This is a genomic window from Leucobacter muris, assembly GCF_004028235.1.
GTDB lineage: Bacteria > Actinomycetota > Actinomycetes > Actinomycetales > Microbacteriaceae > Leucobacter > Leucobacter muris.
In genome coordinates this window covers 40,152-61,035 of record NZ_CP035037.1, presented here as the reverse complement: position 1 = coordinate 61,035, position 20,884 = coordinate 40,152, and the positions used below count along the sequence as shown (strand labels likewise).

Here is a 20,884-nt window from a genome sequence, read left to right as displayed (position 1 = left end):
CACCTCAGCCCGTCTGAGCCGCCACCGCACCCCGCCGAGAGGCGGGCTTGGCATCACGGATCCCGAATCCACCTGCGAAGCCCGCCTCTCGACCACTACCCGCATCCACCGGAGGTTTGCAGCATGACGGAACGCGTCGGCATCGTGGTCGTCTCCCACAGCGCTCCCCTCGCCGAGGCGGCGGTCGCGCTCGCACTCGAGATGACGCCGTCGGATCCGCCGCGGGTGGTGCTCGCGGCCGGCACCGCCGACGGCGGCACGGGCACCGACGCGATGCGCGTGGCCGAGGCGATCGGCGAGGCGGCGGCCGACGGCGGCGGGGTGCTGGTGCTCATGGATCTGGGCTCGGCCGTGCTCAGCGCCGAGATGGCGCTCGAGTTCGCCGACGTGGGCGAGACGCCCGTGCGGCTCACGAGCGCTCCGATCGTGGAGGGGCTGCTCGCCGCGGTGGTGACCGCCGCGGCCGGGGCATCGCTCGACGCCGTCGAGGCCGAGGCGCGGGGCGCGCTCGGGGCGAAGAGCGCGCACCTCGTCGAAGACGACGCGGGCCCGGGAGCGGACGGGGGCGCGGCGCCGAGCGAGGGCGCGGGATCGGCCGAGGCCGCTGCCGCCGGGTCGGTCGACGCGACCGTGGAGGTCGAGGTGCGCAATCGCGACGGCGTGCACGCCCGCCCCGCGGCGCTCATCGTCGCGGCGCTCGCGGGCCGCGACGCGAAGCTCCGGATCGCCCGCGCGGGAGCGGAGCCGGTGCGCGTGAGCGGCCCCACCGCGCTGCTCGCCCTCGGGGCGCGCCAGGGCGAGCGGTTGACGCTGAGCGCGGCGGGCGCCGACGCGCGAGCGGTGCTCGACGAGCTCGCGGCGCTCTTCGCCGACGGCTTCGGGGAGCCGATCGAGCCGGCCGAGACCTCGGGCACCGCGGGCGGCGACGTCGCCGCACCCCCCGACTCCGGCGCCGCCGGCGCCGCCCCACCGCCCGGCACCGGCCGGGCCGCGGCTCCACGGGCCGGGAGCGGTGCGGCGACAGGCACCGGGGCAGGGGCCTCCCTCGGCGTGAGCCCGGGGCGCGTGGCGGGGCGCGTCGTGCGCATGCCCGGCCCCGTCGCGGAGCCCCCGGAGGGCGCGGCGCTCCCTGAGGGCGAGCGCGAGGCCGAGTCGCAGCGCGTCGGGGAAGCCGCCGACGCGGTCGCCGAGGCCCTGCGGGCGCGCGCCGCCCGCGCCGGCGAGGAAGGTCGCGCGATCCTCGAGGCCGGCGCCGCGATCGCGGCCGATGAGGATCTCAGGGAGGCCGTTCGCGGGCGCATCGGCGCCGGAGCAGCGGCTCCGCGCGCCGTGTGGGAGGCCTTCGGCGAGGCCGCCGAGGCGCTGCGAGCCGTGGGCGGCCGCACCGCCGAGCGCGCCGCCGATGTCTTCGACGTGCGGGCCCGCATCATCGCCCGCCTCACCGGGCAGCAGCCGCCGGGGCTCCCGGACACCGACGAGCCCTACGTGCTGGTGGCCCGCGATCTCGCCCCCGCAGACACGGCGATGCTCGGTCCCGGGCTCTGCCTCGCCCTCGTCACCGAGGAAGGAGGCCCCACCTCGCACACCGCGATCCTCGCGCGCGGGCACGGCATCCCCGCCGTGGTCGCGGCGCGCGGGGCGTGGAGCGAGCCCGGGGGCGACTCGCTGCTCGTCGACGGGTCGACCGGCGAGCTCGTGTGGGATCCGCCCGCCGAACTGCTCGCCTCGATCGCCGAGCGGGTCGAGACCCCACCCTTCGACGGCACCGGGCGCACCGCCGACGGCCAGCGGGTGCCGCTGCTCGCGAACGTCGGCAAGGCCGGCGACGCCGAGGAGGGCGCGCGGGCGCTGGCCGAGGGCGTCGGCCTCTTCCGCACCGAGTTCTGCTTCCTCGGGCGCGCCGAGGAGCCCAGCGTCGACGAGCAGATCGAGGCCTACCGCGGGGTGCTCGCGGCGTTCCCGGGCAAGCGCGTCGTGGTGCGAACGCTCGACGCCGGATCCGACAAGCCGCTCGCGTTCGTGCCGACCGGCGAGGAGGAGAACCCGGCGCTCGGCGTGCGCGGGCTGCGCACCTCGTGGGTCGCCCCGGGCCTGCTCGACCGGCAGCTCGACGCGATCGCCGCCGCCGCGGCTCAGCAGCGCGCCGAGGTCGCCGTGATGGCGCCCATGGTCGCGACGGTCGCCGAGGCCGCCGACTTCGCCGAGCGGGCGCGCGCCCGCGGCATCGAGCACGTCGGCGTGATGATCGAGACCCCCTCGGCCGCGCTGCTCGCCGACCGGCTCTTCGACGTGATCGACTTCGTGAGCCTCGGCACCAACGACCTCGCCCAGTACACGATGGCGGCGGATCGCCTGCTCGGCAGCCTCGCCGCCCTCAACGACCCGTGGCAGCCCGCGGTGGTCGAGCTCATCGCACGCGCGGGATCGGCGGGCGCCGCCGTCGGCGGCAGCGTGGGCGTCTGCGGTGAGGCCGCCTCCGATCCGCTGCTCGCCGCCGTGCTCGTGGGAGCCGGCGCGACGAGCCTGTCGATGGCGGCGCGCGCGATCCCCGCGGTGGCCGCGCAGCTGCGCGAGACGACCCTCGAGCAGTGCCGACATGCGGCCGAGGCGGTCGTCGCGGCGCGCGACACCGCCGAGGCCCGCACCGCGGCTGCCGCGATCCTGCGCTGAGACGACCGCTCAGCCGCCGCCCCGGAACCGGGGGTGCAGCAGCGTGAAGAGGAAGACGACCGCCATGACCGCGGCGCCCACGATGATCGGCAGCGGCGGCCACAGCCCGTAGAGCGCCGTGCTCGCCGTCGGCGTGATCACGAAGGTGAGCCCGTTGGTCGCGCCGATCAGACCCGCGAGGCCGCCCTGCTCGTCGCGATCGACGAGCAGGGTGGGGCCCGCCGTGTAGCCGGGCATGGCGATGCCGAGGCCGAGGCCGATCAGCAGCGTCGCAGCGATCAGCGGCCACAGTCCCGCATCGAGCACCAGCAGCGCGAACCCGGCGAGCGCCACCGCTGTTCCGATCCGCAGCAGCGCGGGCGGCGACCAGCCGCTCCTCGGCACCACGACCGCTTGCGCGACGACCATCCCGATGCCGGCCGCGAGCAGCGAGCCGCCCGTGGCGAGGCCCGTCGCCTCTGCGGTGAGGCCGAGGCGATCCTGCACGACGAAGCCGATGAGCACCTGCATGAAGCCCAGCGCGGTGAACATGCCGAAGCCTGCCAGCAGGTAGGGCCACACGCGGGGGTCGAGCGGGCTCACCCGGGCCGGGTCGGCGACGAGCTCGTGGCGCTCCTCGCGGCGCAGTCGCACCGCCACGAGCACGAACGCGAGCGCGAGCAGCATCGGCACGACCGCGAGGGGCACCAGCAGGCCGAACCCGGCGAGGGCGCCGCCGACCACGGCGCCGCCCACCATCGCGACGCCCTGCACCGCGCCCACGCCGGCCATGCCCCGCGTGCGGGTCTCCTCGTCGTGGGTGACGTCTGCGATGTAGGCCTGCGCCGTCGGCGGGATCGCAGCGATCGCCGATCCGAAGCCCACGCCCCGCAGCAGCACGAAGAGCGCGAACAGCGCGCCGCCGGCCAGCACTCCGCTCATGCCAGAGGCGGCCGCGACGGCGAAGCCGGTCATCGATACGACGGCCGCCCCGAGCGCGATCATCAGCACCGTCTTGCGGCCCCAGGCCTGGGAGCGGCGCCCCCAGAACTGGCTCGTGACCACCACCATGACCGCCGCCGCGCTGATGGTCACGCCGACCTGCCACTCGGCGAGGCCGACCTCGCGCGCGAGCGGGGCGATGATCGGGTTGAGGGCCATCTGACCGAGATAAGCGAGGAACACCGTGGACAGCAGCAGGCCGATCTGGGGTCTCGCCTGCGCGACCGGCGCGATTCCTGAACTCATCGAGAACTCTCCTTCTGCTGGTGCGGGCGCGGGTCAGGCTGAGCGCGCGACGCGGGCGGGCCGGCCTCGTCGGCCTCCGCCGCCGGCGGACGGCCCGGCGCGGATGCCTCGGCGCGCGCGGGAGCCGCGGGCGGGGCGAGCACCAGCTCGCGGTCGGCGGCGAGCGCCAGCAGATCCTCGTCGTGACTGATCAGCAGCACCACCGCCCCGTCGTCGGCGACGCGGCGGATCTGCTCGGAGATCGACCCCAGGTGCCGCCGGTCCACCCCGGAGCTGGGCTCGTCGAACACGACGACGCTGCGCCCCGAGAGACGCACGGCCGCGACGACGAGCCGCTGCTGCTGCCCGCCCGAGAGCGAGAGCGGGTGCCGTTCGGCGAGGTGCGCGAGATCGAGCGAGTGGAGCACCGCCTCGGGCGCGGGTGCGCCCGAACGCTCAGCCGCTCCCCGCTCGGCGAGTCGGATCTCGGCGACGACGCTGTCCGTGAAGAGCTGCCGCTGCACGTCCTGCATCACGATCGCGCTCTCGCGCTGGCGTCGTCGTGCGCTGAGAGGCCTGCCGTGCAGGCGCACGACGCCGCTCGCCCGCTGCAAGCCGGTGACCACCCGTGCGAGCGTGCTCTTGCCGGCTCCGTTGACGCCGCGCACCGCCGTGACCTCGCCCGCGGCGAAGCTCGCGCGCTCGATGTCGAGCACGGTGCGCCCGCCGAGGCGGCAGCGCACCGACTCGAGCTCGAGCGCGCCCCGGGGCACGGCGGCGGGCGCGACGGGCGACCCCGCGCTCAGGCCTGCGACGGGGGCCGCGGGCAGCTCGACGCTGCGCACGTCGCCGCGCAGCCCCTCGCGCGCCAGCTCGGCATCCGGCACGGCGGCGAACTCGGCCGCGCTCCACACCCGGTCGACGCGACCGTCGCGCATCACCACGACCCGGTCGACGAGCCCCTGCAGGTACCGCAGCCGGTGCTCGGCGACGACGACCGTGATCCCGCGAGCCTTGCAGACGGCCAGGGTCTTGACGAGGCGCGCCACCGCGTCGGCCGAGAGGTTCGAGCTGGGCTCGTCGAGCAGCAGCACCCGCGGCTCGTGGGCGGCCGAGGCCGCGATCGCGACCTGCTGCTGCTGGCCGCCGGAGAGCCGCTGCAGGCGCTCCGCCACGGGCATCGACGGCGCGAGCCGCTCGAGGGCCTCGCCGACGCGCTGTCGGATGCGGGCGGCGGGAACGCCGAAGTTCTCCATCGCGAACGCGATCTCCTCGGCCGCCGTGTCGGCGAAGAACTGACGCCTGGGGTGCTGCAGCACGCTGCCGGTGCGCAGGCCGATCTCGTCGAGCTCGGCACCCGCGATCGGCAGCCCGTCGACCGTGACGGAGCCGAGCAGCCGCCCGTCCTCGTGGAAGTGCGGGATCAGGCCGTTCATCAGGCGCAGCGCGGTCGACTTGCCCGATCCGCTCGCGCCGCAGAGGGCGACGAACTCGCCGGCGCCGATGCGCAGCGCGAGGGAATCGAGGCTGGGGGCGTCGGCGCCCGGGTAGGTCCAGGTGACGTCGTCGATGGTGATCATGCGGCGGGGCGGCTTTCGGTGCGGGCTCGGGAGCCGGCGGACGGGTGGAGGCGGGGGGTCATCCGAGCGGGGAGGGCAGGATCACGGCCGCGACGGTCAGCGCCGCGACGACGAGCAGCAGGATCAGGTCGAGGGCGCCGAAGCGGGGCGCGAGCATCGCGGTCGGCGTGCGGGACGATCCGAGCCCGCGCAGGATCGACGAGGCGGCGAGGTCTTCGCTCGCCCTGAGGCTCGCCGCGATCATCGGCACGGTGAACCGCTCGACGCTGAGCACCGGATGCCGCAGCAGCCCGCCGGCGCCCACGAGGCCCCGCAGGCGCATGGCGTCGAGCACCGCCGCCGCCTCGGCCGCGACGACGGGGAAGAATCGCAGCACGGTCGAGAACGTCACGGTGAGCGCGCGGGGCACCCGCCACGCGCGCAGCGCCGCGCTGAGACGGGTGGGCGACGTGGTCGAGACGACGTGCATGCCGATGCCGATCGCGGCGATGAAGCGGATCAGGTACGCGCAGGCGACCGAGACGATCGCGGTGAAGCCGTTCGGCCACCAGAGCGGCACGACCCCTCCCAGGGCCCAGACGGCGGCGGCGGCCGCGGCCAGCCCGATCCCGCGCCGCAGCGCGCCCTCCCAGCACGCGAGCGCGATCCCGATCACCAGCGCCGGCAGCACGAACCGCAGACCGCCGGGGCCCATCACCGCCGCGCTCGCCACGACGACCAGCACGATCTTCGTGCGCGGATCGAGCGCGCCTCGACCGCGGCCGGCGGCGATCGCCCCCGCCGCCGCGCCCGCGCCGTCGGTCGTCAGCGCACCGCGTTCACGCAAGGCCGGCCTTCACGAAGTGCTTCTTGAGCATGGCCGACCCGAGCAGCCCGCCCACGAGGCCGCACACCACGGTCGCGACGCAGTACACGCCGAGCGCCGAGTTCGAGACGACCTGATCGAAGTTCGCGACGTACTCGTCGCCCATCATCTGCATGCCGGGCGAGCTGAGGTACTCCTCGCGGTTGAGCAGCATCGGGATCCACGGTCCCACGTACCAGAGCGTGAACACGGTGTAGGCCCAGATCGCCGCCCACTTCGAACGGTATCCGCCGCCCGCGAGGATCAGGTCGGCGATCACCGACACGACGACGGTGAGCACGGTGCTCTGCCAGGGCTGGCCCGACATCAGGAAGAGCAGCGCCGTCACGGTGCCGAAGAGCGTCACCATGCCGGCGTGCTTCACCCGGGTGAGGAAGAGCATGAACGGGATGCCCGCCGCGATCACGCTGAGCGGCAGGATCACCAGCATCACGAGCGGGCTGATGAGCCCGAGCATGTTGATCGCGAACACCGTCACGAAGTAGATGACGGCGAAGATCGCGACGTTGATGAGGTCTCGGGCGGAGAATCTGAGGCCGGGGCGCGCCGGGGGCGCGGAGGTCTGGGTGGTCACGGGGTTCCTTTCGGTCGGGTGCGGAGCGAGATCGGTGGGCGGCGGTGCGCGGTGCGCACGGACCGCGGGGCGGCGTGCCTGAGCCTGGCGCGGGGCGGCGTGCGGGATCGCGGGGTCATGCGCCGCTCACCCCCGCTCCGCGATCTGCCAGCCGGTCGCGTCGACCCGCTCCTGCCAGTAGCGGGCGTAGGCGCCGCCCGCCGCGACGAGCTGCGCGTGCGTGCCCCGCTCGCGGATGCCGCCGGCGCCGTCGAGCATCACGATCTGATCGGCGGTCATGATGGTCTGCAGGCGATGGGCGACTACCACCACGGTGCGATCCGCGCGCATCGCGTCGATCGCGTCGCCGATGGCGATCTCGTTGCCGATGTCGAGCGCCGCGGTCGCCTCGTCCAGCAGCACGATCGGGGCGTCCTTGAGCAGGGCCCGCGCGATCGACACGCGCTGGCGCTCCCCGCCCGACAGGTTCGACCCGCCCTCGCCCACCCGCGCGTCCCAGCCACCGGGGAGGCGCTCGACGATCTCGTCGACCCGCGCCCGGGTGGCGACCCGGATCACCTCCTCGCGACTGAGCTCCGGGTTGCCGGGGCGGATGTTGTTCAGGATCGTGTCGTCGAACAGGTAGACGTCCTGGAAGACGGGCGACACGGCCGCCTCCACGACGGCGCTGCCGAGGCCCGGCAGCGCCTCGCCGCCGATCGACACGGTGCCGGCCTCGGGATCGTAGAACCGTGCGATGAGCTTGGTGATGGTCGTCTTGCCGGATCCCGAAGGCCCGACGATCGCCGTCATCGTGCCGTCCGGCACGCTGAACGAGAGGTCGCGCAGCACGGGCTCGCCGCCGTAGCCGAACGAGACGCCCGCGAACTCGACGCCCCAGTCGCGCGGCTGCGCCGGCGTCCGCGGCTCGGGCAGCCCCTCGAGCGCCATGAGCTCGTCGAGCTGGTGCAGCGTGGTCTTCGCCACCGCCACGCCGCCGCCCAGCGCTCCGCTGTGAGCGATGGGCTCGGTGAAGCGCACGCCGAGCACGAGCAGTGCGATGAGGGTCGCGACGTCGAGCGAGCCGCCGAGCGCGAGGTACGCGCTGAGCCCGATGACCGCCGTGAGCGCCAGCTGCACGATGCCGCCGAACGTCGCGATGCCCGCGCCTCCCGTGATCAGCAGACCGCGGTAGGCCCGATGCTAGTGCTGCAGCGACTCCTCGACCAGGCGGTCGGCGATCGAGCCCCTGCCGGCGGTGCGCAGCGTCGGCTGCACGCGGGCGAACTCGATCACCCGGTTCGACGCCTCGTGCACCGCCTCCGCGTGCACGGCGTCGTCGCGCTCCATGCCGGTGCGCAGCCAGCGGAACACGAACCACATGATCGGCACCGTCGCGGCCATCGCGAGCGCGAGCCGCCAGTCGAAGAAGAACATACCGATCAGCGCGGTCCCCGGTGTGATGAAGCCGGTGAGGATCAGCCGCACGATCGAGTACGGCGTCGACGACACGAACATCGCCCCCTGCGTCGCGATGTGCGCCATCTGGCCCGAGCGATCCGCACCGAACCAGGCGATCGGCAGCTCGACCAGACGATCCCCCAGCCTCGTCAGCAGCGAGTCGAGCACGGCCGAGCTCGCCCGCATCGCGATCTGGCTGCCGAACCAGTAGGCCGCCGCGTAGAGCGCGCCCACGCCGGCGAGCACGGCCAGCCAGAGCCGCGCCGTACCGAGGTCGCCGAGGAACAGCGCGCGCAGCAGCGGCACGAGCATCAGGAAGGCGGCGCCCTGCAGCACGGCGGTGGCGACGACGAGCGCGAGTTCGGCGACGAGCAGCCGACGCGCCTCGGGCGACGAGTAGCCCAGCAGCTTCTTGATCAACGGTTCGCCCCTTCCGGCAGTGCGCGTGCGTGGTTGTGCTGGTAGTCGCTCCACATGCGCGCGAAACGACCGCCCGCGGCGACGAGCTCGGCGTGGGTGCCCTGCTCGACGACGCGTCCGTCGTGGAGCACGAGAATGCGGTCGACTCCCACGATGGTGTGCAGTCGGTGGGCGATCACGAGCACCGTGCGATGCTCGGTGAGCGCGCCGAGCGCCCGCTGGATCGCGGCCTCGGAGTCGGGATCGGCGAACGCGGTCGCCTCGTCGAGCACGAGGATCGGGGCGTCGGCCAGCAGGGCGCGGGCGATCGTGACGCGCTGCGCCTCGCCTCCCGAGAGATTCGCGTCCTCGCCCACGACCGCGTCGTAGCCGCGCTCGAAGCGCAGGATCCGCTCGTGGATCTGAGCCGCTCTCGCCGCCCGCTCGACCTCGACGTCCGAGGCGTCGGGGCGGGTGAGCCGGATGTTCTCGCGCAGGCTCGCGCGCAGCAGCTGCACGTCCTGGAAGACGAAGCCCACCTCGCGGTACAGCTCGTCCGAGGCGATGTCGCGCACGTCGGCCCCGCCGATCGCCACGCGCCCCGCGGTCGCGTCGTAGAAGCGGGGCACGAGCTTCGCGAGGGTCGACTTGCCCGATCCCGAGCTGCCCACGAGCGCCGTGACGGTGCCCGGGGTGCAGGCGGCGCCGATCTCGTGCAGCACGGTGTGCGCTCCGTCGTAGCTGAACGACACCGATTCGAACGCCAGCTCGCTGCTGCCCGGCGTCTGCGGCTCGGCGCTCAGCGCGATCGGCTGCAGCTCGAAGAAGCCGGCGAGCGAACGCTGCGCCTTCGCGGCGTTGCGCAGGAACTGCCCGGAGCTGCCGAGCGACATGAGCGGCGCCGTCAGCCCGAGACCCAGCAGCAGACCCGGCAGCACGTCGATGGGCTGCGCCGCACCCGAGCCGACGAGCCAGAGGCCGACGGCCAGCAGGTAGACGAGCACCACGAGCGGCGAGGTGACGATCTCGACCAGCGTGAACATCACCGCGGTCTCCCGGGTCCACTGCCCGACGAAGTCGACGTAGCCGCGCTGCTCGTCGCGGTAGCGCTGGTGGCTGCGGCCCAGCTGGCCGAAGCGCTTCACGACGGCGATGCCCTGCACGAACTCGACCGTCGCCTCGGCGAGCCACGCGGTCGCGTTCTCGTACTGCGCGTACTTGTCCATGCCGCCGCGCATCATCACGACGTAGAGCCCCGCCGCGATCACCAGCGGCAGCATCGCCGCGAGGGCGAACTGCCACTGCACCGCGAAGAGGTAGACGAGGCTGATCACCGGCACGGTGATCGCGGTGATCACGTCGTGGATCGCGTGCGCGACGAGCTGGTGCAGGGCGACGACGTCGTTCTCGACGAGCTTGCGCACGGTGCCCGATGCGCGGGCGTCGAACCAGCCGAGCGGCAGTCGCTGCAGGTGGCGGATGATCCTGCGGCGCAGCGAGAGCTGCAGCTCCGCGTCGGCGAAGTGGCTGACCATGCCGGAGGTGAAGGCCGCCGCGAAGCTGACCAGCAGGGCGCCGACCGCGACGATCACGATGACCCAGACGCGGCCGGTGTCGACGGCCGCGCCGTCGAGGGCGGGCAGCAGGGTGCGCGCGAGTTCGACGATCGCGATGAACGGCACGACGCTGCTGGTCGCCCCGATGAGGCTGAGGGCGATGATCGTGGCGAGGCTGCCGCGCACCGGATCGAAGAAACCGCCCTCGGGCGGGGTGTCCGGGTGCGGGTGCGGGTGCGCGGCGCCCCGTTTCCTCTCGCTCATGATGCTCCCCGATTCGGCATGGGTGACCTTCCGCTCTTGTTGAGAATGCGTCTCAACTATAACAATAGAACACCGTTCTCATCAGATGATACTCAGGTCGCCCTTATCTGGCGAGCGGAGCGGTCACCGAGGTGCGCGATACTGGTGGTTCACCAGTTTCGACGGGGGATCCTTGACCGTGCCAGCTTCGACGCCGTTCCACCTCGGCCTCACCCCCGAGCGCATCATCGACGCGGCGCAGCAGCTGACCCGCGAATCCAACCTCTTCGGCTGGTCGATCCGAGATCTCGCGCGCCGCTTGCAGGTCACCCCCTCGGTGATCTACCACCACGTGGGCGGCAAAGACCTGCTCGCGAAGCGAGTGGCCGAGCGGGTGATCGCGTCGATCCACGCGCCCGACGGCGCACTGGAGTGGCAGGAGTGGTTCCGGCGGCTGCTCATCGACGCCGTCTACCCCGCCGCCGTCTCGCACCCCGGAGTGGCGAAGTGGCTGCTCATGCACGGGGTGCCGTTCCCCTCGGCCGCCGGCATCTTCGAGGTGGGCATCGGCAAGCTCGAGCGGGCCGGGATCGAGCCGGGCGCGCTCATCGCCTATTCGGCGATCATGAACAACGCGACGCTCACGATCTCCATGGGCGACGAGCGGCTGCTGCACGAGGAGGACGGCCCGCGGGACCACGCGGCGATGATGGCGGAGTTCCAGCGCGCGTACACCGACCACCCCCGCATGGCGGCCCTCAGCGACGAGTTCATCGCCGGCTTCGCCGAGGGGGGCGAGACCGCGGCCCGCCTGCGGGAGCAGTACTACCGCTACGTCGTCGAGGTCACGCTCACGGGCGTCGCCTCCGGCGCCGGGCCGGCCTGACGCTCCGCGATCGTCAATGGAGGTTGACCATCCCGGGAGCGTCAACTAGCCTTGACGCCATGGACACCGCGATACGCACCGCGCTCGGCGCCGCAGACGGCGCCGAGCCCCTCGCCGAGCTGCGCCGCATCCGCGAGGCGCAGCGCCGGCTCACACGCGCGGAGAGCGAGCAGGTGCGGCGAGCCCGCGCCCAGGGATACTCCTGGCAGGCGATCGCCGCCGCGCTCGAGGTCTCGAAGCAGGCCGTGCACAAGCGCTACGGCAAGCGCTGAGGCCCCGTTCAGAGGCGGGACAACGCCTCACGCGCGAGCACCCCGTTCTCGGATCCCAGCTCGCTCACCCACACCCGGTCCCGGAAGAAGTAGTTGATGTGCAGGGGTGCGATGCCGCCGAGCTCGGATCGGGCGTAGCGCACCCACCCGGCCTCCTCGGACCGCTCGAACACCGAGGCGTCGAGCTCGGCCATCAGCGCGTCGCGCACGGCGGGATCGAGCTCGGCCACGTAGATCTGGCTGAGACCGTCGCTGTTCGGAATACCCCAGCCGCAGTGCACCGACTGCTCGGCCGCGTCGAGCGCCGTCACCGCCGCGGGCCCGAAGATGTGCGTTCTGGCCTGCTGCTGCATCTCGGGCTGCCCGTGGAACGTCTCGATGCCGCCCGCGTACTCGGCCTGCACCGCGTCGAACGGCACGAGCTCGTCGCAGGGCGGGATCACCACCGGCGCGCTCGTGGGGCCGGGCGCCTGCGAGGGCGTGGAGGCGGTCGGAGTCTTCTCGGGCGGCGACGCGGTCGTGGTGGGCGCCTCGCCCTGGGGCTGCGCGCAGCCCGCCATCGCCAGCGGGATCCAGAGGATCACGGCGGCGGTGCCCAGCCTTCGCGTCGCGCCCATGTCTCCACCGTAGCCTCGAACGCCGATCCACGACAGGTGCGGCGCAGGCCTTGACCCCGCCGTCCCGCGACAGGGCGGCCGCTCGTCGACGATCCCCGGCACCGCTCCGGGCGCGCTGAGCCGCCGGCGGGCCGGCGCAGAGACACGAGGCCTCAGCCGCGCGCCGCCCCCTCCGCGGTCGCCGGAGGCCGCGCCGCGCGATCCTCCGTCGACTCCCGATGCACGATGCGTCGCGAGTGCACTCGCGTGTCGAAGACCGGCTCGCCGGCGATGCCCACCATGATCGCCTCGAGCGCGTCTCCCGCGATGGCGTTGACGTCGCCGCTGAGCGACGAGAGCGACGGCGTCAGATACGGAAGCATGTCGACGTCGCCGTAGCCGATCACCATCAGGTCTTCGGGGACGCGCAGCCCCAGCTCCCCGAGGGCGCGCAGCGCCCCGAGCGCGAGTTCGTCGTTCACGCAGAAGATGAGCCCGTAGCGGCGCAGCTCGTCCGCACGGGATACGACCTCGTCGTACCCCGTGGCGAAGTCCATGGGCCCGTCGAGCTGGATGAAGGTCGAGTCGCGCAGCAGGTTCGGCCTCGCCTCGAGCGCGCGCCGCACCCCCTCGCGGCGCTGATCGCTGAGGAAGGATCTCGCCGAGCTGCCGAGGAAGAGCATCGGCCGGCTGCGCCGTTCCAGCAGTTCATCGGCCGCCGCCTCCGAGGCGGCGACGTCGTCGAAGTAGACGGTCGGCCAGGTGGCGTCGTCGAGGTGCTGGCCGATCACCACGAGCGGCATGCTGCCGGCGAGACGATGCAGCGAGGCGTTCACGTTCGCGGCGTCCAGGCGATCACCGGTGGCGAGGATCATCCCCGCCAGGCGCAGGCGCCGAGCGCTCTCCGTGTGCTCGATCAGCACCCGGCTGCTGTGCTCGAGATCGTAGACCACGGTGGTCATGCCCCGAGCGGTGACCGCTCGCCGCAACTCGCGGATCAGCTTCACGTACCAGGGCTGCGAGATGCTGGCGACCGCGATGCCGATCGCGTCGCTCCGGCCGCGCCGCAGGTTCGACGCCGACGCGTTCGGCGAGAAGCCGAGCCGCTCGATCACCTCGAGCACGTGGGCGCGCGTGCGGTCGGAGACACGGTCCGAGCCGTTGAGCACGCGAGACACCGTCGCCGTCGAGACACCCGCCTCACGAGCGATGTCGATGACACCGATGGACTTCATGCTGCTTAGTCTATGAAGGGATCTACGGCGTGCTGTGCAAGGGGATGCACCGTGACGGCCATGTAGGGCCACACGGGGAGCGCGCTCAGGATGTCGTGGAGCTGGGTGGCGTTCGCCGCTCGCCACAGACCCCAGTTCTCGCGACGCCCCGGCACTCGCCACATGCGCACGAGATGCCCCTCGGCCGCGCGCACCGCGGCCATCTTCCGCTCCTCGACCGAGAGACGCTCGATCACGTCCTCGGGCAGGTCGCGCGGCCACGTGATCTGGATGTTCACGAGGTACTCGTTCAGGTCGTTCATCTGGTCGGCTCCTTCTTCCGTGCAATGGTCAGCGCTGCTCTTCGGCCCGGGGCGCCCGTGACGTAGCCGCCCGGCCAGGACTCGGCGCCGCCGAGCACGATGCCGCGCCGCTCGAGACCCGCGCTCAGCTCGGCGCCCGGCCTGCCGTTCAGCATGCTCTCCGGCGTTAGATCGCCGTGGGTGATGTTGCTCGAGGTGAGCCCGAACTCGCGTTCGAGGTCGTGCGGCCCGAGCCAACGGCGATCCGTGATGCGCTCGGACAGGCCGGGGAACGCGGCCTCGACCTGCGCGACGCATCGATCGGCGAATGCCGCGCCGTTCTCCCGCCAGTACCGCTCACCGAGCCGATGCGGCGCGTGCCACACGTTCAGGCTCATGAGGTGCCGCCCCTCGGGGGCCAGGCCGGGCGAGGTGAGGCTCGGGATCAGGCCCCAGATGATGGGCTTGTCGGAGGGGCGGCCCGCGATCCCCTGTTCGACCGCGTCGGCGATGTACCCCGGGTTCGGGCCGATCCGGAACTGCGTCGAGAGCAGCACCTCCTCGGGCACCCCGACGGGCGCACCCGCCACCGAGGGCAAGCCGTCGAGGGCGAGGGCGATCTTGAAGGCGGATCCGTCCGGCGCCGGCGGCCACGCGCTCTCGGGGATCGTGTCGTCCGGGATCATGCGGTGCAGACGCGACGTCTCGACCGTCGAGACGACCACGTCGAGCTGCTCGACCGATCCACCCGACTCGAGCACTGCCGCGGAGACCCGCCCCGAATCGTCGAACTGCAGCTCCGCCACCCCGCTTCCCGTGCGGATCGCGACGCCGTGGGCGCGGGCGGCGGCCTCGAGCGCGTCGACGATGGCGGCCATCGAGCCGATCGGCAGCCCCACCGACCCTCGCAGGGGGACATCGCGGATGCCCAGCACATCGGTGGCGCCCGACGCCCGCGAGATGGGCCGCAGCATCAGACCGAACGCCGATCCCGGCGCCCGCGGAGAGAGCAGCTGCCCGTTCAGCGCCAGCATCATCATCAGGCTCTTCACCTGATCCGATCGCAGGGCCTCGTCGAGCAGCTCCTCCAGCGAGCCCTCGATCATGGATCGCCGGAACTCATCGCGGGGGCCGTGATCCATCCGCTCCAGCACCGCCCGCTGGTCGAGCGGCCGCTCCCACATCGAGAGGCCGACCTGCTCCCCCAGACGATCGAGCCGTGACACCAGCTCCCGATGCCTGGCGAACTCTCCAGGCGCCATCCTCTCCATCTGCTCCTCGACGAGCTGCGGGTCGCGCCACCCGACGAAGAGCCCGTCATCCATGGGATGCAGGAGGGTGGTCTCGGGGCGGTGGAAGCGCAGCCCGAAATCCTGCAGGCGGAGCTCCTGCATGATCGCGCCCTCGAACGACCCCGGCGAGTTGGTGATCGACGAGGCGTAGCCAGGCATGTATTCGAAGCGGCCCACGACGCCTCCGAGCCGCTCGCGCTGCTCGACGAGCGTCACCCGGTGCCCGGTCATCGCCAGGTAGTTCGCGGCCACGAGTCCGTTGTGGCCCCCTCCGATGACGAGCACGTGCGATGTCATGCCGACGGCCGATCGAAGATCTCGTCGAAGAGGCGCAGCCAGTTGCCGCCCATCACCAGACCGAGATCGTGATCGGTGAAGCCCGCGCGGCGCATGCTGTCCATGAGGGTGGGGAACGCGGTCGGCGACTGGAACCACGCGGGCCACTCCACGACAGGCGCGCTCTCATCGATCGGCACCGGGCTCTCACGGCCCCAACGGCCCATGCGCCACCACTTCACGGCCTCCACTCCGTACCCGGTGTAGAAGTCGGTGCCCATCGCCACGTGCTCGACGCCGAAGCGATCGACGGTCCAGCTGATCATGTCCACGAACTCCTGCTCCGTGGTGCGGATGCCGTTCTTGAGCATCCGCACGTAGGGGCTGAGCCCCACCACGCCGCCACGCGCGGTCAACTGCTCGAGCACCTCCGACGACTTGGGGCGGCGGCCGAGCTCGACCTCAGAACCGACGAACTCCAGCGGGTTGGCGTGCGTGACGGCCACCGGAACCGAGCTCTCGGCGATGGTGTCGAGGCAGGTGCGCTCCGAGCAGTGGGAGAGGTCGATCAGCATGCCCACCTCGTTGAGCTCGCGCACGAACTGGCGCCCGACGTGGGTGGAGAGGCCGGCGTCGTCGTCCTCCCAGCAGCCCGCGGCGATGCTGTTCTGGGTATTGTACGTGAGCTGCACGATGCGCACGCCCAGGTCGTGGAAGACGCGGACGAGTCGGATGTCGTCTTCGAACGGTGCGGTGTTCTGGAACCCGAACATCACGGCCGTGCGCCCCGAGGCCACGATGTCCCGGATGTCCTGGGCGCTCGTGGCGAGCGCGACCAGGTCGCCGTTCTCGGCGAACAGATCATTCCATCTGCCGAGCACCGACAGCGTCTCGCGGGCCGTCTCCCAGACCGCGACGGTGACGTGCACGCAGCCGACGCCGCCCTCGCGCCACTCGACGAACCGCTCGCGCGAGGGATTGCTGTACTCCAGGCAATCCACGACGATAGTCGACATATTCTCCTCCGTAGTCACTTCATCCATCTCTTTCTCGAAGTCTTCGTTCACTGATCAGCGGGCGCGAGGCCGAAGGGATCCGCAGCCCGGCCGAACTCCTGCACCACGGCCTTCGTCTCCTGGAACTCCCGCAGCCCCTCGAGTCCGTTCTCCCGGCCGATGCCCGAGTGCTTGTAGCCGCCGAACGGGGTCTGCCAGTCCATGCCGCGGTAGGTGTTCACCCAGACCGTTCCCGCCTGCAGCAGCCGGCTCACACGGTGGATGCGCGCTGCATCGCGCGTCCAGAAGCCGGCCGCGAGGCCGAACTCCGTGTCGTTGGCCAGCGCGATCGCCTCCGCCTCGTCGTCGAATTCGACGACCGCGAGCACCGGACCGAACACCTCGGTCTGGCAGATCATGGCGCGGTGATCGTCGACCTTGAGCACCGTCGGCGAGACCCAGTAGCCGCCCCGAAGCCCTTCGGGCACCTCGGGCGGGGTCGATCCCCCCGCGAGCAGCTGCGCCCCGTCCGAGATCGCCCGGTCGATGAGGTCCCGGATCCTCGAGTGCTGCGCGGCGGACGCGATCGGGCCGAGGTGCGTCTGCGCGTCGAACGGATCGCCGACCCGCAGCAGAGAGATCCGCCGCAGCAGCTCGGCGGTGAACTCCTGAGCGATCGAGCGGTGCACCAGCACCCGCGAACCGGCGACGCACGTCTGGCCGGTGCCCGAGAAGCCGCCCTGCACGACCGCCGTCACCGCGTCGCGGACGTCGGCGTCCTCGAACACGATGTGCGCCGACTTCCCGCCCGCCTCCGCGACGAACCTGGCGAGACGCCCGGACACCGCTCGCCCCACACTGCCGGCGGCGCCGGTGCTGCCGGTGAACGACACCATCCCCACCCCGGGGTGCTCGACGAGCGCGGAGCCGACCTCGGCCCCGCCCTGCACGATCTGCACGATGCCTCGCGGGAGTCCCGCCTGCTGCATCACCTCCTGCAGGATCACGGTCGAAGCGGGAGAGTTGAGCGGCGGCTTGACCACCACCGAGTTGCCCGCGGCGAGCGCCGGCGCGAGTTTCCAGGTGCCCAGCGAGAACGCGCCGTTGAACGGGGTCACGAGGGCTACGACGCCCACCGGTTCCTGGGACAGCTGCGCCTGCTTGCTCTCCGAGAGCTCGAGGCTCTCGTCGCGAAGGGTGCGCAGAAGCGCGGCGTAGTACTCCCACCAGCACGCGCTGACGGCGACCTCAGCGCGGGTGGCGGAGAGCGGCTTCCCGTTCGCGAGCGTCTCCAGCACCGCGATCTCCTCGACGCGCTCCAGCACGCCGCGCCCGATCGCGTCGAGCACGTCCGCACGGGCGGTGCGGGTGGCTCGCGCCCACGATCCCGCACGATACGCCTGGCCCGCGAGATCCACCGCCTCCTCCACGTGCTCGATCGCCCAGCTCACCGCGCCCCACTCGGCGCCGCGGCCGGGGTCGACGAGGGGAGCACGGTGCGGGCCCACCCGCTGCTGCCCGTCGAGCACGGAGTGGAACTCGGTCCGGTCGATCCGGGTCGATGCACGGTCGTTGGATGTCTGCATGACTGTGGGGATTCCTTTTCTCTGGGTGAGCGACTTCGAGGCGGTGGCCGGTGCCGGACGTCAGCCCCGGCGACGCAGGAAGAGCTTTCCGAGCAGCTCGACCCCGTAGTAGAGCAGCAGCCCGAGCGCCGTGAGCACGACCAGGGCGGCGAAGAGCAGATCGGTGCGCAGGTTGCCCTGCGTCACGATCAGCAGGTAGCCGAGGCCCGCTTCGCTGCCGACGAACTCGCCCACGATCGCGCCGACGATGGCGAAGGCGACCGCGAGCTGCATGCCGGTCATGATGTACGGGAGCGCGTTGGGGAAGCGCAGGAAGCGGAACACCTGCCACTTCGTCGCCCGCATCGAGCGCAGCAGGTCGATCGACGAGTCGTTCACCGACTTCATGCCGAGCGTCGCATTGACGACGACGGGGAAGAACGCCATCACGAAGGCGATGAGCGATGAGGTGGTGACGCCGGTGCCGATCCAGACCACCATCAGCGGAGCGATCGCGACCTTGGGGATCACCTGCGAGGCGACCAGGATCGGGAAGACCGCCGCTCCCGCGAGCGGCCACATGACCATGACGACGGCGAGCGCGACCCCGACGACGACGCTGAGCACGAAGCCGATCATCGTTTCGAGCAGCGTCACCCCGGCGTGCTTCATCAGCACGTTCCAGTTCTCGATCATGGAGTCCCACACGGCGCTGGGGGCGGGAAGCAGGAACCTCGGGATCTCCGCCGCGCGAACCGCGACCTCCCAGAGCACGACCAGCAGCACCAGCGTCAGAACCGGGGCGAGCCAGGGAACGCGTCGCAGCCAGGTGCTGCCGGATCCCGCCTTCCCGCGGCGCCGCGCAGGCGTGCTCCTGAGCTGCACGGCGACCGTGCCGTCGTTCGATCTAGTCATCGCCGGTTCCTCTCTGTCCGCCGCTCAACACACCCAGGGATTCGAAGATCTCCGTCACCTCGGCGACCTTCGAGGTGAACGCCCCCTCCAGCCGGTGGTGGAGCTGCCGGGGCTGCGGCATGCCCACCTCCACCTCGGCGACCACGCGCCCGGGCCGGGGCGACATCACGTAGATGCGGTCGGAGAGGAACACGGCCTCGGGGATCGAGTGCGTGACGAACACGATCGTCGTGCCCGTGGTGGCCGCGAGCTCGGAGAGATCCATGGAGATCTGGTCGCGCGTCATGGCGTCGAGCGCGGCGAACGGCTCGTCCATCAGCAGCAGCCGGGGGCGGTGGAGCAGCGCTCTGCAGATTCCGACGCGCTGCTTCATGCCCCCGGAGAGCTCGTTCGGATAGCTGTCGACGAAGCCGTCGAGCCCGACCTGGGCCAGCAGTTCGCGGGCCCGCTGCTCCGTCTGCTTGGAGCGGGTCTTGCGCACCTCGGCCTGCAGCAGAACGTTGTCGAGCACCGTTCGCCACGGCATCAGCAGGTCGGTCTGGAAGACGATGCCGAGCTCGGGATGGGAGTCGCTCACCTCGGATCCGTCGATCAGCAGGCTGCCGCGGGTCGTCGGCTCCAGGCCCCCGATCAGTCGCAGCAGGGTGGTCTTGCCGCAGCCGCTCGGCCCCAGCAGCGACACGAACTCGCCGGGTTGCACGTGCAGCGTCACATCGTCGAGCGCGACGACCTCGGTCTTGCGCGCCTGATACCGCTTGGTGACGTGCTCGCAGGTGATCTCGATCGGTTTCATCGGCCCCTCAATCGCTCGGCAGCAGATCGTTCGTGAACATCGTGGCGGGATCGCGGGTGCCCGTCGCGTCGCCGTAGGTGGTCAGCACCTCGACCGTCTCCTGCCACTCGTCGCTCGTGTTCTCGCCCCAGTTCGCCGCGGCGGGGTCGGTAGTCAGCGGCAGCCAGAGGTCCAGCTGGGTCTCGCAGGAGTCCTGCAGCACCTCGCCGTCGGACCGCTCGACGAGCGTCGCGCACGCGGCGGCGGGATCGTCGATCGTGATCTGCAGCGCCTCGCGGTAGGCGGCGAGGAAGCTGCTGATCGCCTCGGGGTTCTGCTCGATGAACGTGTCGTTCGCGATGAAGCCGTGGTCGAGCACGTTGAGACCCATCTCGGAGAAGGACAGGCCGTGCGCCTGCTGCCCCTCGGCCTCGGCGCTGCTCGAGTAGAAGTAGACCTGCCCGCTGATCGCGTCGACCTCTCCGGTCATCAGCGCCGGGAACTTGCCGTTGGCGGGCAGGTTGACGATCGTGACCTCGTCTTCGCCGATGTCGTTGGCGTTCAGGAACGCTCCGATGAGCGTCGAGTCCGATCCGCCGGGCGTCGACCCGATGCGCATGCCCACGACGTCGTCGGCCGATTCGAGGGTGGTGCTCTCGAGCACGGTGAGGCCGCTGGCGTTCTTGTCCTGCACCTTGGCGACCGAGGTGATCGGCACCTCCTGCAGCATCGAGGCGGCGGCCGTGGAGAGGTCGACCCAGGCGATGTCGGTCTTCGCGGTGCCGACTTCGACCGCCGCGTCGCCCGAGCCGCCCGGCAGCGTCTCGGTGACGTCGAGCCCGTGCTCGGCCCAGATGCCCTGCTCGGCCGCGACGGCGAACGGGGCGTGGTAGGCGACGTAGGTGCTCCAGTCGAGGGACAGGGCAACGCTCTGGGTCTCGCCCCCCGCGTCACCCGTGTCGCCGGAGTCGGAGGCGGCCGAGGAACAGGAAGCGAGCAGCCCGATGCTCAGCAGGGCCGCTCCGACGACGAGGGGCCGTCGCGGGGAACGAGCGCTGTAGTCGTGCATATTGATCTCCTTTGATAACGGACGACTGGGAAATGTAAACGTGTACATGCGACAGTACGCACTCATTCGGCAGGAGTCAAGGCTCGTCCGGCCTCAAATGTAAAGGTTTACAATTTTGTGACGTTCGGTTCATCGTGCCCGCCCGGCGGCACCGCTTCCTGGCGCCCACAAGGGGAGGCCGGGAACCCGGCTGTGCG

The 20,884-nt window shown here is 71.7% G+C and carries 19 protein-coding genes; 3 read left to right on the top strand and 16 right to left on the bottom strand.

Annotated features, from left to right (window positions below):
• Positions 1-123: 123 nt before the first annotated feature.
• Entirely contained in the window at positions 124-2,670 is a 2,547-nt protein-coding gene (dhaM, locus tag Leucomu_RS16000) for a dihydroxyacetone kinase phosphoryl donor subunit DhaM (RefSeq protein ID WP_128385969.1), read from the top strand.
• A 9-nt stretch (positions 2,671-2,679) separates the two neighbouring features.
• Here dhaM and Leucomu_RS00280 read toward each other — a convergent pair whose 3' ends face one another.
• The 7 genes from Leucomu_RS00280 to Leucomu_RS00255 form a co-directional block, all read right to left on the bottom strand.
• Positions 2,680-3,897 carry an MFS transporter gene (locus tag Leucomu_RS00280; protein ID WP_017884154.1) on the bottom strand — a complete coding sequence of 406 codons (1,218 nt, stop codon included), beginning with the start codon at positions 3,895-3,897 and terminating at the stop codon, positions 2,680-2,682.
• Positions 3,894-5,456, bottom strand: coding sequence for an ABC transporter ATP-binding protein (locus tag Leucomu_RS00275; RefSeq protein ID WP_128385968.1), 1,563 nt, complete (start codon positions 5,454-5,456; stop codon positions 3,894-3,896). Before Leucomu_RS00275 ends, Leucomu_RS00280 begins: the two co-directional genes overlap by 4 nt.
• A 58-nt stretch (positions 5,457-5,514) precedes the next feature.
• Entirely contained in the window at positions 5,515-6,282 is a 768-nt protein-coding gene (locus Leucomu_RS00270; RefSeq protein WP_228407137.1) for an energy-coupling factor transporter transmembrane component T, read from the bottom strand.
• Positions 6,275-6,895 (bottom strand): MptD family putative ECF transporter S component, encoded by a 621-nt coding sequence (locus tag Leucomu_RS00265; RefSeq protein WP_017884151.1) that lies wholly within the window; start codon positions 6,893-6,895, stop codon positions 6,275-6,277. The genes Leucomu_RS00270 and Leucomu_RS00265 overlap by 8 nt, the downstream gene beginning before the upstream one ends.
• 126 nt (positions 6,896-7,021) lie before the next feature.
• Entirely contained in the window at positions 7,022-8,014 is a 993-nt protein-coding gene (locus Leucomu_RS15295) for an ABC transporter ATP-binding protein (protein WP_228407135.1), read from the bottom strand.
• 63 nt (positions 8,015-8,077) lie between these two features.
• Positions 8,078-8,755, bottom strand: a complete 678-nt coding sequence (locus Leucomu_RS15290) for an ABC transporter transmembrane domain-containing protein (RefSeq protein ID WP_228407133.1) — start codon at positions 8,753-8,755, stop codon at positions 8,078-8,080.
• Positions 8,752-10,554, bottom strand: a complete 1,803-nt coding sequence (locus tag Leucomu_RS00255) for an ABC transporter ATP-binding protein (protein WP_128385967.1) — start codon at positions 10,552-10,554, stop codon at positions 8,752-8,754. The genes Leucomu_RS15290 and Leucomu_RS00255 overlap by 4 nt, the downstream gene beginning before the upstream one ends.
• A 178-nt stretch (positions 10,555-10,732) precedes the next feature.
• Here Leucomu_RS00255 and Leucomu_RS00250 point away from each other — a divergent pair, with 178 nt between their 5' ends.
• Both Leucomu_RS00250 and Leucomu_RS00245 read left to right on the top strand, forming a co-directional pair.
• Positions 10,733-11,419, top strand: coding sequence for a TetR/AcrR family transcriptional regulator (locus tag Leucomu_RS00250; RefSeq protein WP_228407394.1), 687 nt, complete (start codon positions 10,733-10,735; stop codon positions 11,417-11,419).
• Positions 11,420-11,478: 59 nt separating this feature from the next.
• A complete protein-coding gene (locus Leucomu_RS00245) occupies positions 11,479-11,691 on the top strand; it encodes a hypothetical protein (protein WP_017884147.1) in 213 nt (70 codons plus the stop codon).
• 8 nt (positions 11,692-11,699) lie between these two features.
• Here the strand turns inward: Leucomu_RS00245 and Leucomu_RS00240 are convergent, their stop codons facing one another.
• The 9 genes from Leucomu_RS00240 to Leucomu_RS00200 form a co-directional block, all read right to left on the bottom strand.
• On the bottom strand, positions 11,700-12,308 hold the full coding sequence (locus Leucomu_RS00240) for a hypothetical protein (RefSeq protein WP_128385965.1): 609 nt from the start codon (positions 12,306-12,308) through the stop codon (positions 11,700-11,702).
• A 152-nt stretch (positions 12,309-12,460) separates the two neighbouring features.
• Positions 12,461-13,522 carry a LacI family DNA-binding transcriptional regulator gene (locus Leucomu_RS00235; protein WP_128385964.1) on the bottom strand — a complete coding sequence of 354 codons (1,062 nt, stop codon included), beginning with the start codon at positions 13,520-13,522 and terminating at the stop codon, positions 12,461-12,463.
• 5 nt (positions 13,523-13,527) lie between these two features.
• Entirely contained in the window at positions 13,528-13,824 is a 297-nt protein-coding gene (locus tag Leucomu_RS00230; RefSeq protein WP_017884144.1) for a muconolactone Delta-isomerase, read from the bottom strand.
• The gene (locus Leucomu_RS00225) at positions 13,821-15,392 is read right to left on the bottom strand and encodes a phytoene desaturase family protein (RefSeq protein ID WP_128385963.1); all 1,572 of its coding nucleotides are present in this window, start codon (positions 15,390-15,392) and stop codon (positions 13,821-13,823) included. The genes Leucomu_RS00230 and Leucomu_RS00225 overlap by 4 nt, the downstream gene beginning before the upstream one ends.
• The gene (locus tag Leucomu_RS00220) at positions 15,389-16,387 is read right to left on the bottom strand and encodes a membrane dipeptidase (protein ID WP_017884142.1); all 999 of its coding nucleotides are present in this window, start codon (positions 16,385-16,387) and stop codon (positions 15,389-15,391) included. The genes Leucomu_RS00225 and Leucomu_RS00220 overlap by 4 nt, the downstream gene beginning before the upstream one ends.
• A gap of 47 nt (positions 16,388-16,434) precedes the next feature.
• Positions 16,435-17,952 (bottom strand): aldehyde dehydrogenase family protein, encoded by a 1,518-nt coding sequence (locus tag Leucomu_RS00215; protein ID WP_128385962.1) that lies wholly within the window; start codon positions 17,950-17,952, stop codon positions 16,435-16,437.
• Positions 17,953-18,012: 60 nt separating this feature from the next.
• A complete protein-coding gene (locus tag Leucomu_RS00210; RefSeq protein ID WP_128385961.1) occupies positions 18,013-18,846 on the bottom strand; it encodes an ABC transporter permease in 834 nt (277 codons plus the stop codon).
• Positions 18,839-19,639: an ABC transporter ATP-binding protein gene (locus Leucomu_RS00205; RefSeq protein ID WP_128385960.1), complete on the bottom strand. Its 801-nt coding sequence runs from the start codon at positions 19,637-19,639 to the stop codon at positions 18,839-18,841. The genes Leucomu_RS00210 and Leucomu_RS00205 overlap by 8 nt, the downstream gene beginning before the upstream one ends.
• 7 nt (positions 19,640-19,646) lie before the next feature.
• Entirely contained in the window at positions 19,647-20,687 is a 1,041-nt protein-coding gene (locus Leucomu_RS00200; protein WP_164884476.1) for an ABC transporter substrate-binding protein, read from the bottom strand.
• Between the last annotated feature and the right edge of the window lie 197 nt (positions 20,688-20,884).

Bases quoted from the DNA above. Each gene is read 5' to 3' on its own strand.
- Leucomu_RS00235 (WP_128385964.1), bottom strand. From the start codon at position 13,522: ATGAAGTCCATCGGTGTCATCGACATCGCTCGTGAGGCGGGTGTCTCG.
- Leucomu_RS00215 (WP_128385962.1), bottom strand. From the start codon at position 17,952: ATGCAGACATCCAACGACCGTGCATCGACCCGGATCGACCGGACCGAG.
- Leucomu_RS00225 (WP_128385963.1), bottom strand. From the start codon at position 15,392: ATGACATCGCACGTGCTCGTCATCGGAGGGGGCCACAACGGACTCGTG.
- Leucomu_RS00275 (WP_128385968.1), bottom strand. From the start codon at position 5,456: ATGATCACCATCGACGACGTCACCTGGACCTACCCGGGCGCCGACGCC.
- Leucomu_RS00240 (WP_128385965.1), bottom strand. From the start codon at position 12,308: ATGGGCGCGACGCGAAGGCTGGGCACCGCCGCCGTGATCCTCTGGATC.
- Leucomu_RS00205 (WP_128385960.1), bottom strand. From the start codon at position 19,639: ATGAAACCGATCGAGATCACCTGCGAGCACGTCACCAAGCGGTATCAG.
- Leucomu_RS00280 (WP_017884154.1), bottom strand. From the start codon at position 3,897: ATGAGTTCAGGAATCGCGCCGGTCGCGCAGGCGAGACCCCAGATCGGC.
- dhaM (WP_128385969.1), top strand. From the start codon at position 124: ATGACGGAACGCGTCGGCATCGTGGTCGTCTCCCACAGCGCTCCCCTC.
- Leucomu_RS00230 (WP_017884144.1), bottom strand. From the start codon at position 13,824: ATGAACGACCTGAACGAGTACCTCGTGAACATCCAGATCACGTGGCCG.
- Leucomu_RS00255 (WP_128385967.1), bottom strand. From the start codon at position 10,554: ATGAGCGAGAGGAAACGGGGCGCCGCGCACCCGCACCCGCACCCGGAC.
- Leucomu_RS00200 (WP_164884476.1), bottom strand. From the start codon at position 20,687: ATGCACGACTACAGCGCTCGTTCCCCGCGACGGCCCCTCGTCGTCGGA.
- Leucomu_RS00220 (WP_017884142.1), bottom strand. From the start codon at position 16,387: ATGTCGACTATCGTCGTGGATTGCCTGGAGTACAGCAATCCCTCGCGC.
- Leucomu_RS00210 (WP_128385961.1), bottom strand. From the start codon at position 18,846: ATGACTAGATCGAACGACGGCACGGTCGCCGTGCAGCTCAGGAGCACG.
- Leucomu_RS00245 (WP_017884147.1), top strand. From the start codon at position 11,479: ATGGACACCGCGATACGCACCGCGCTCGGCGCCGCAGACGGCGCCGAG.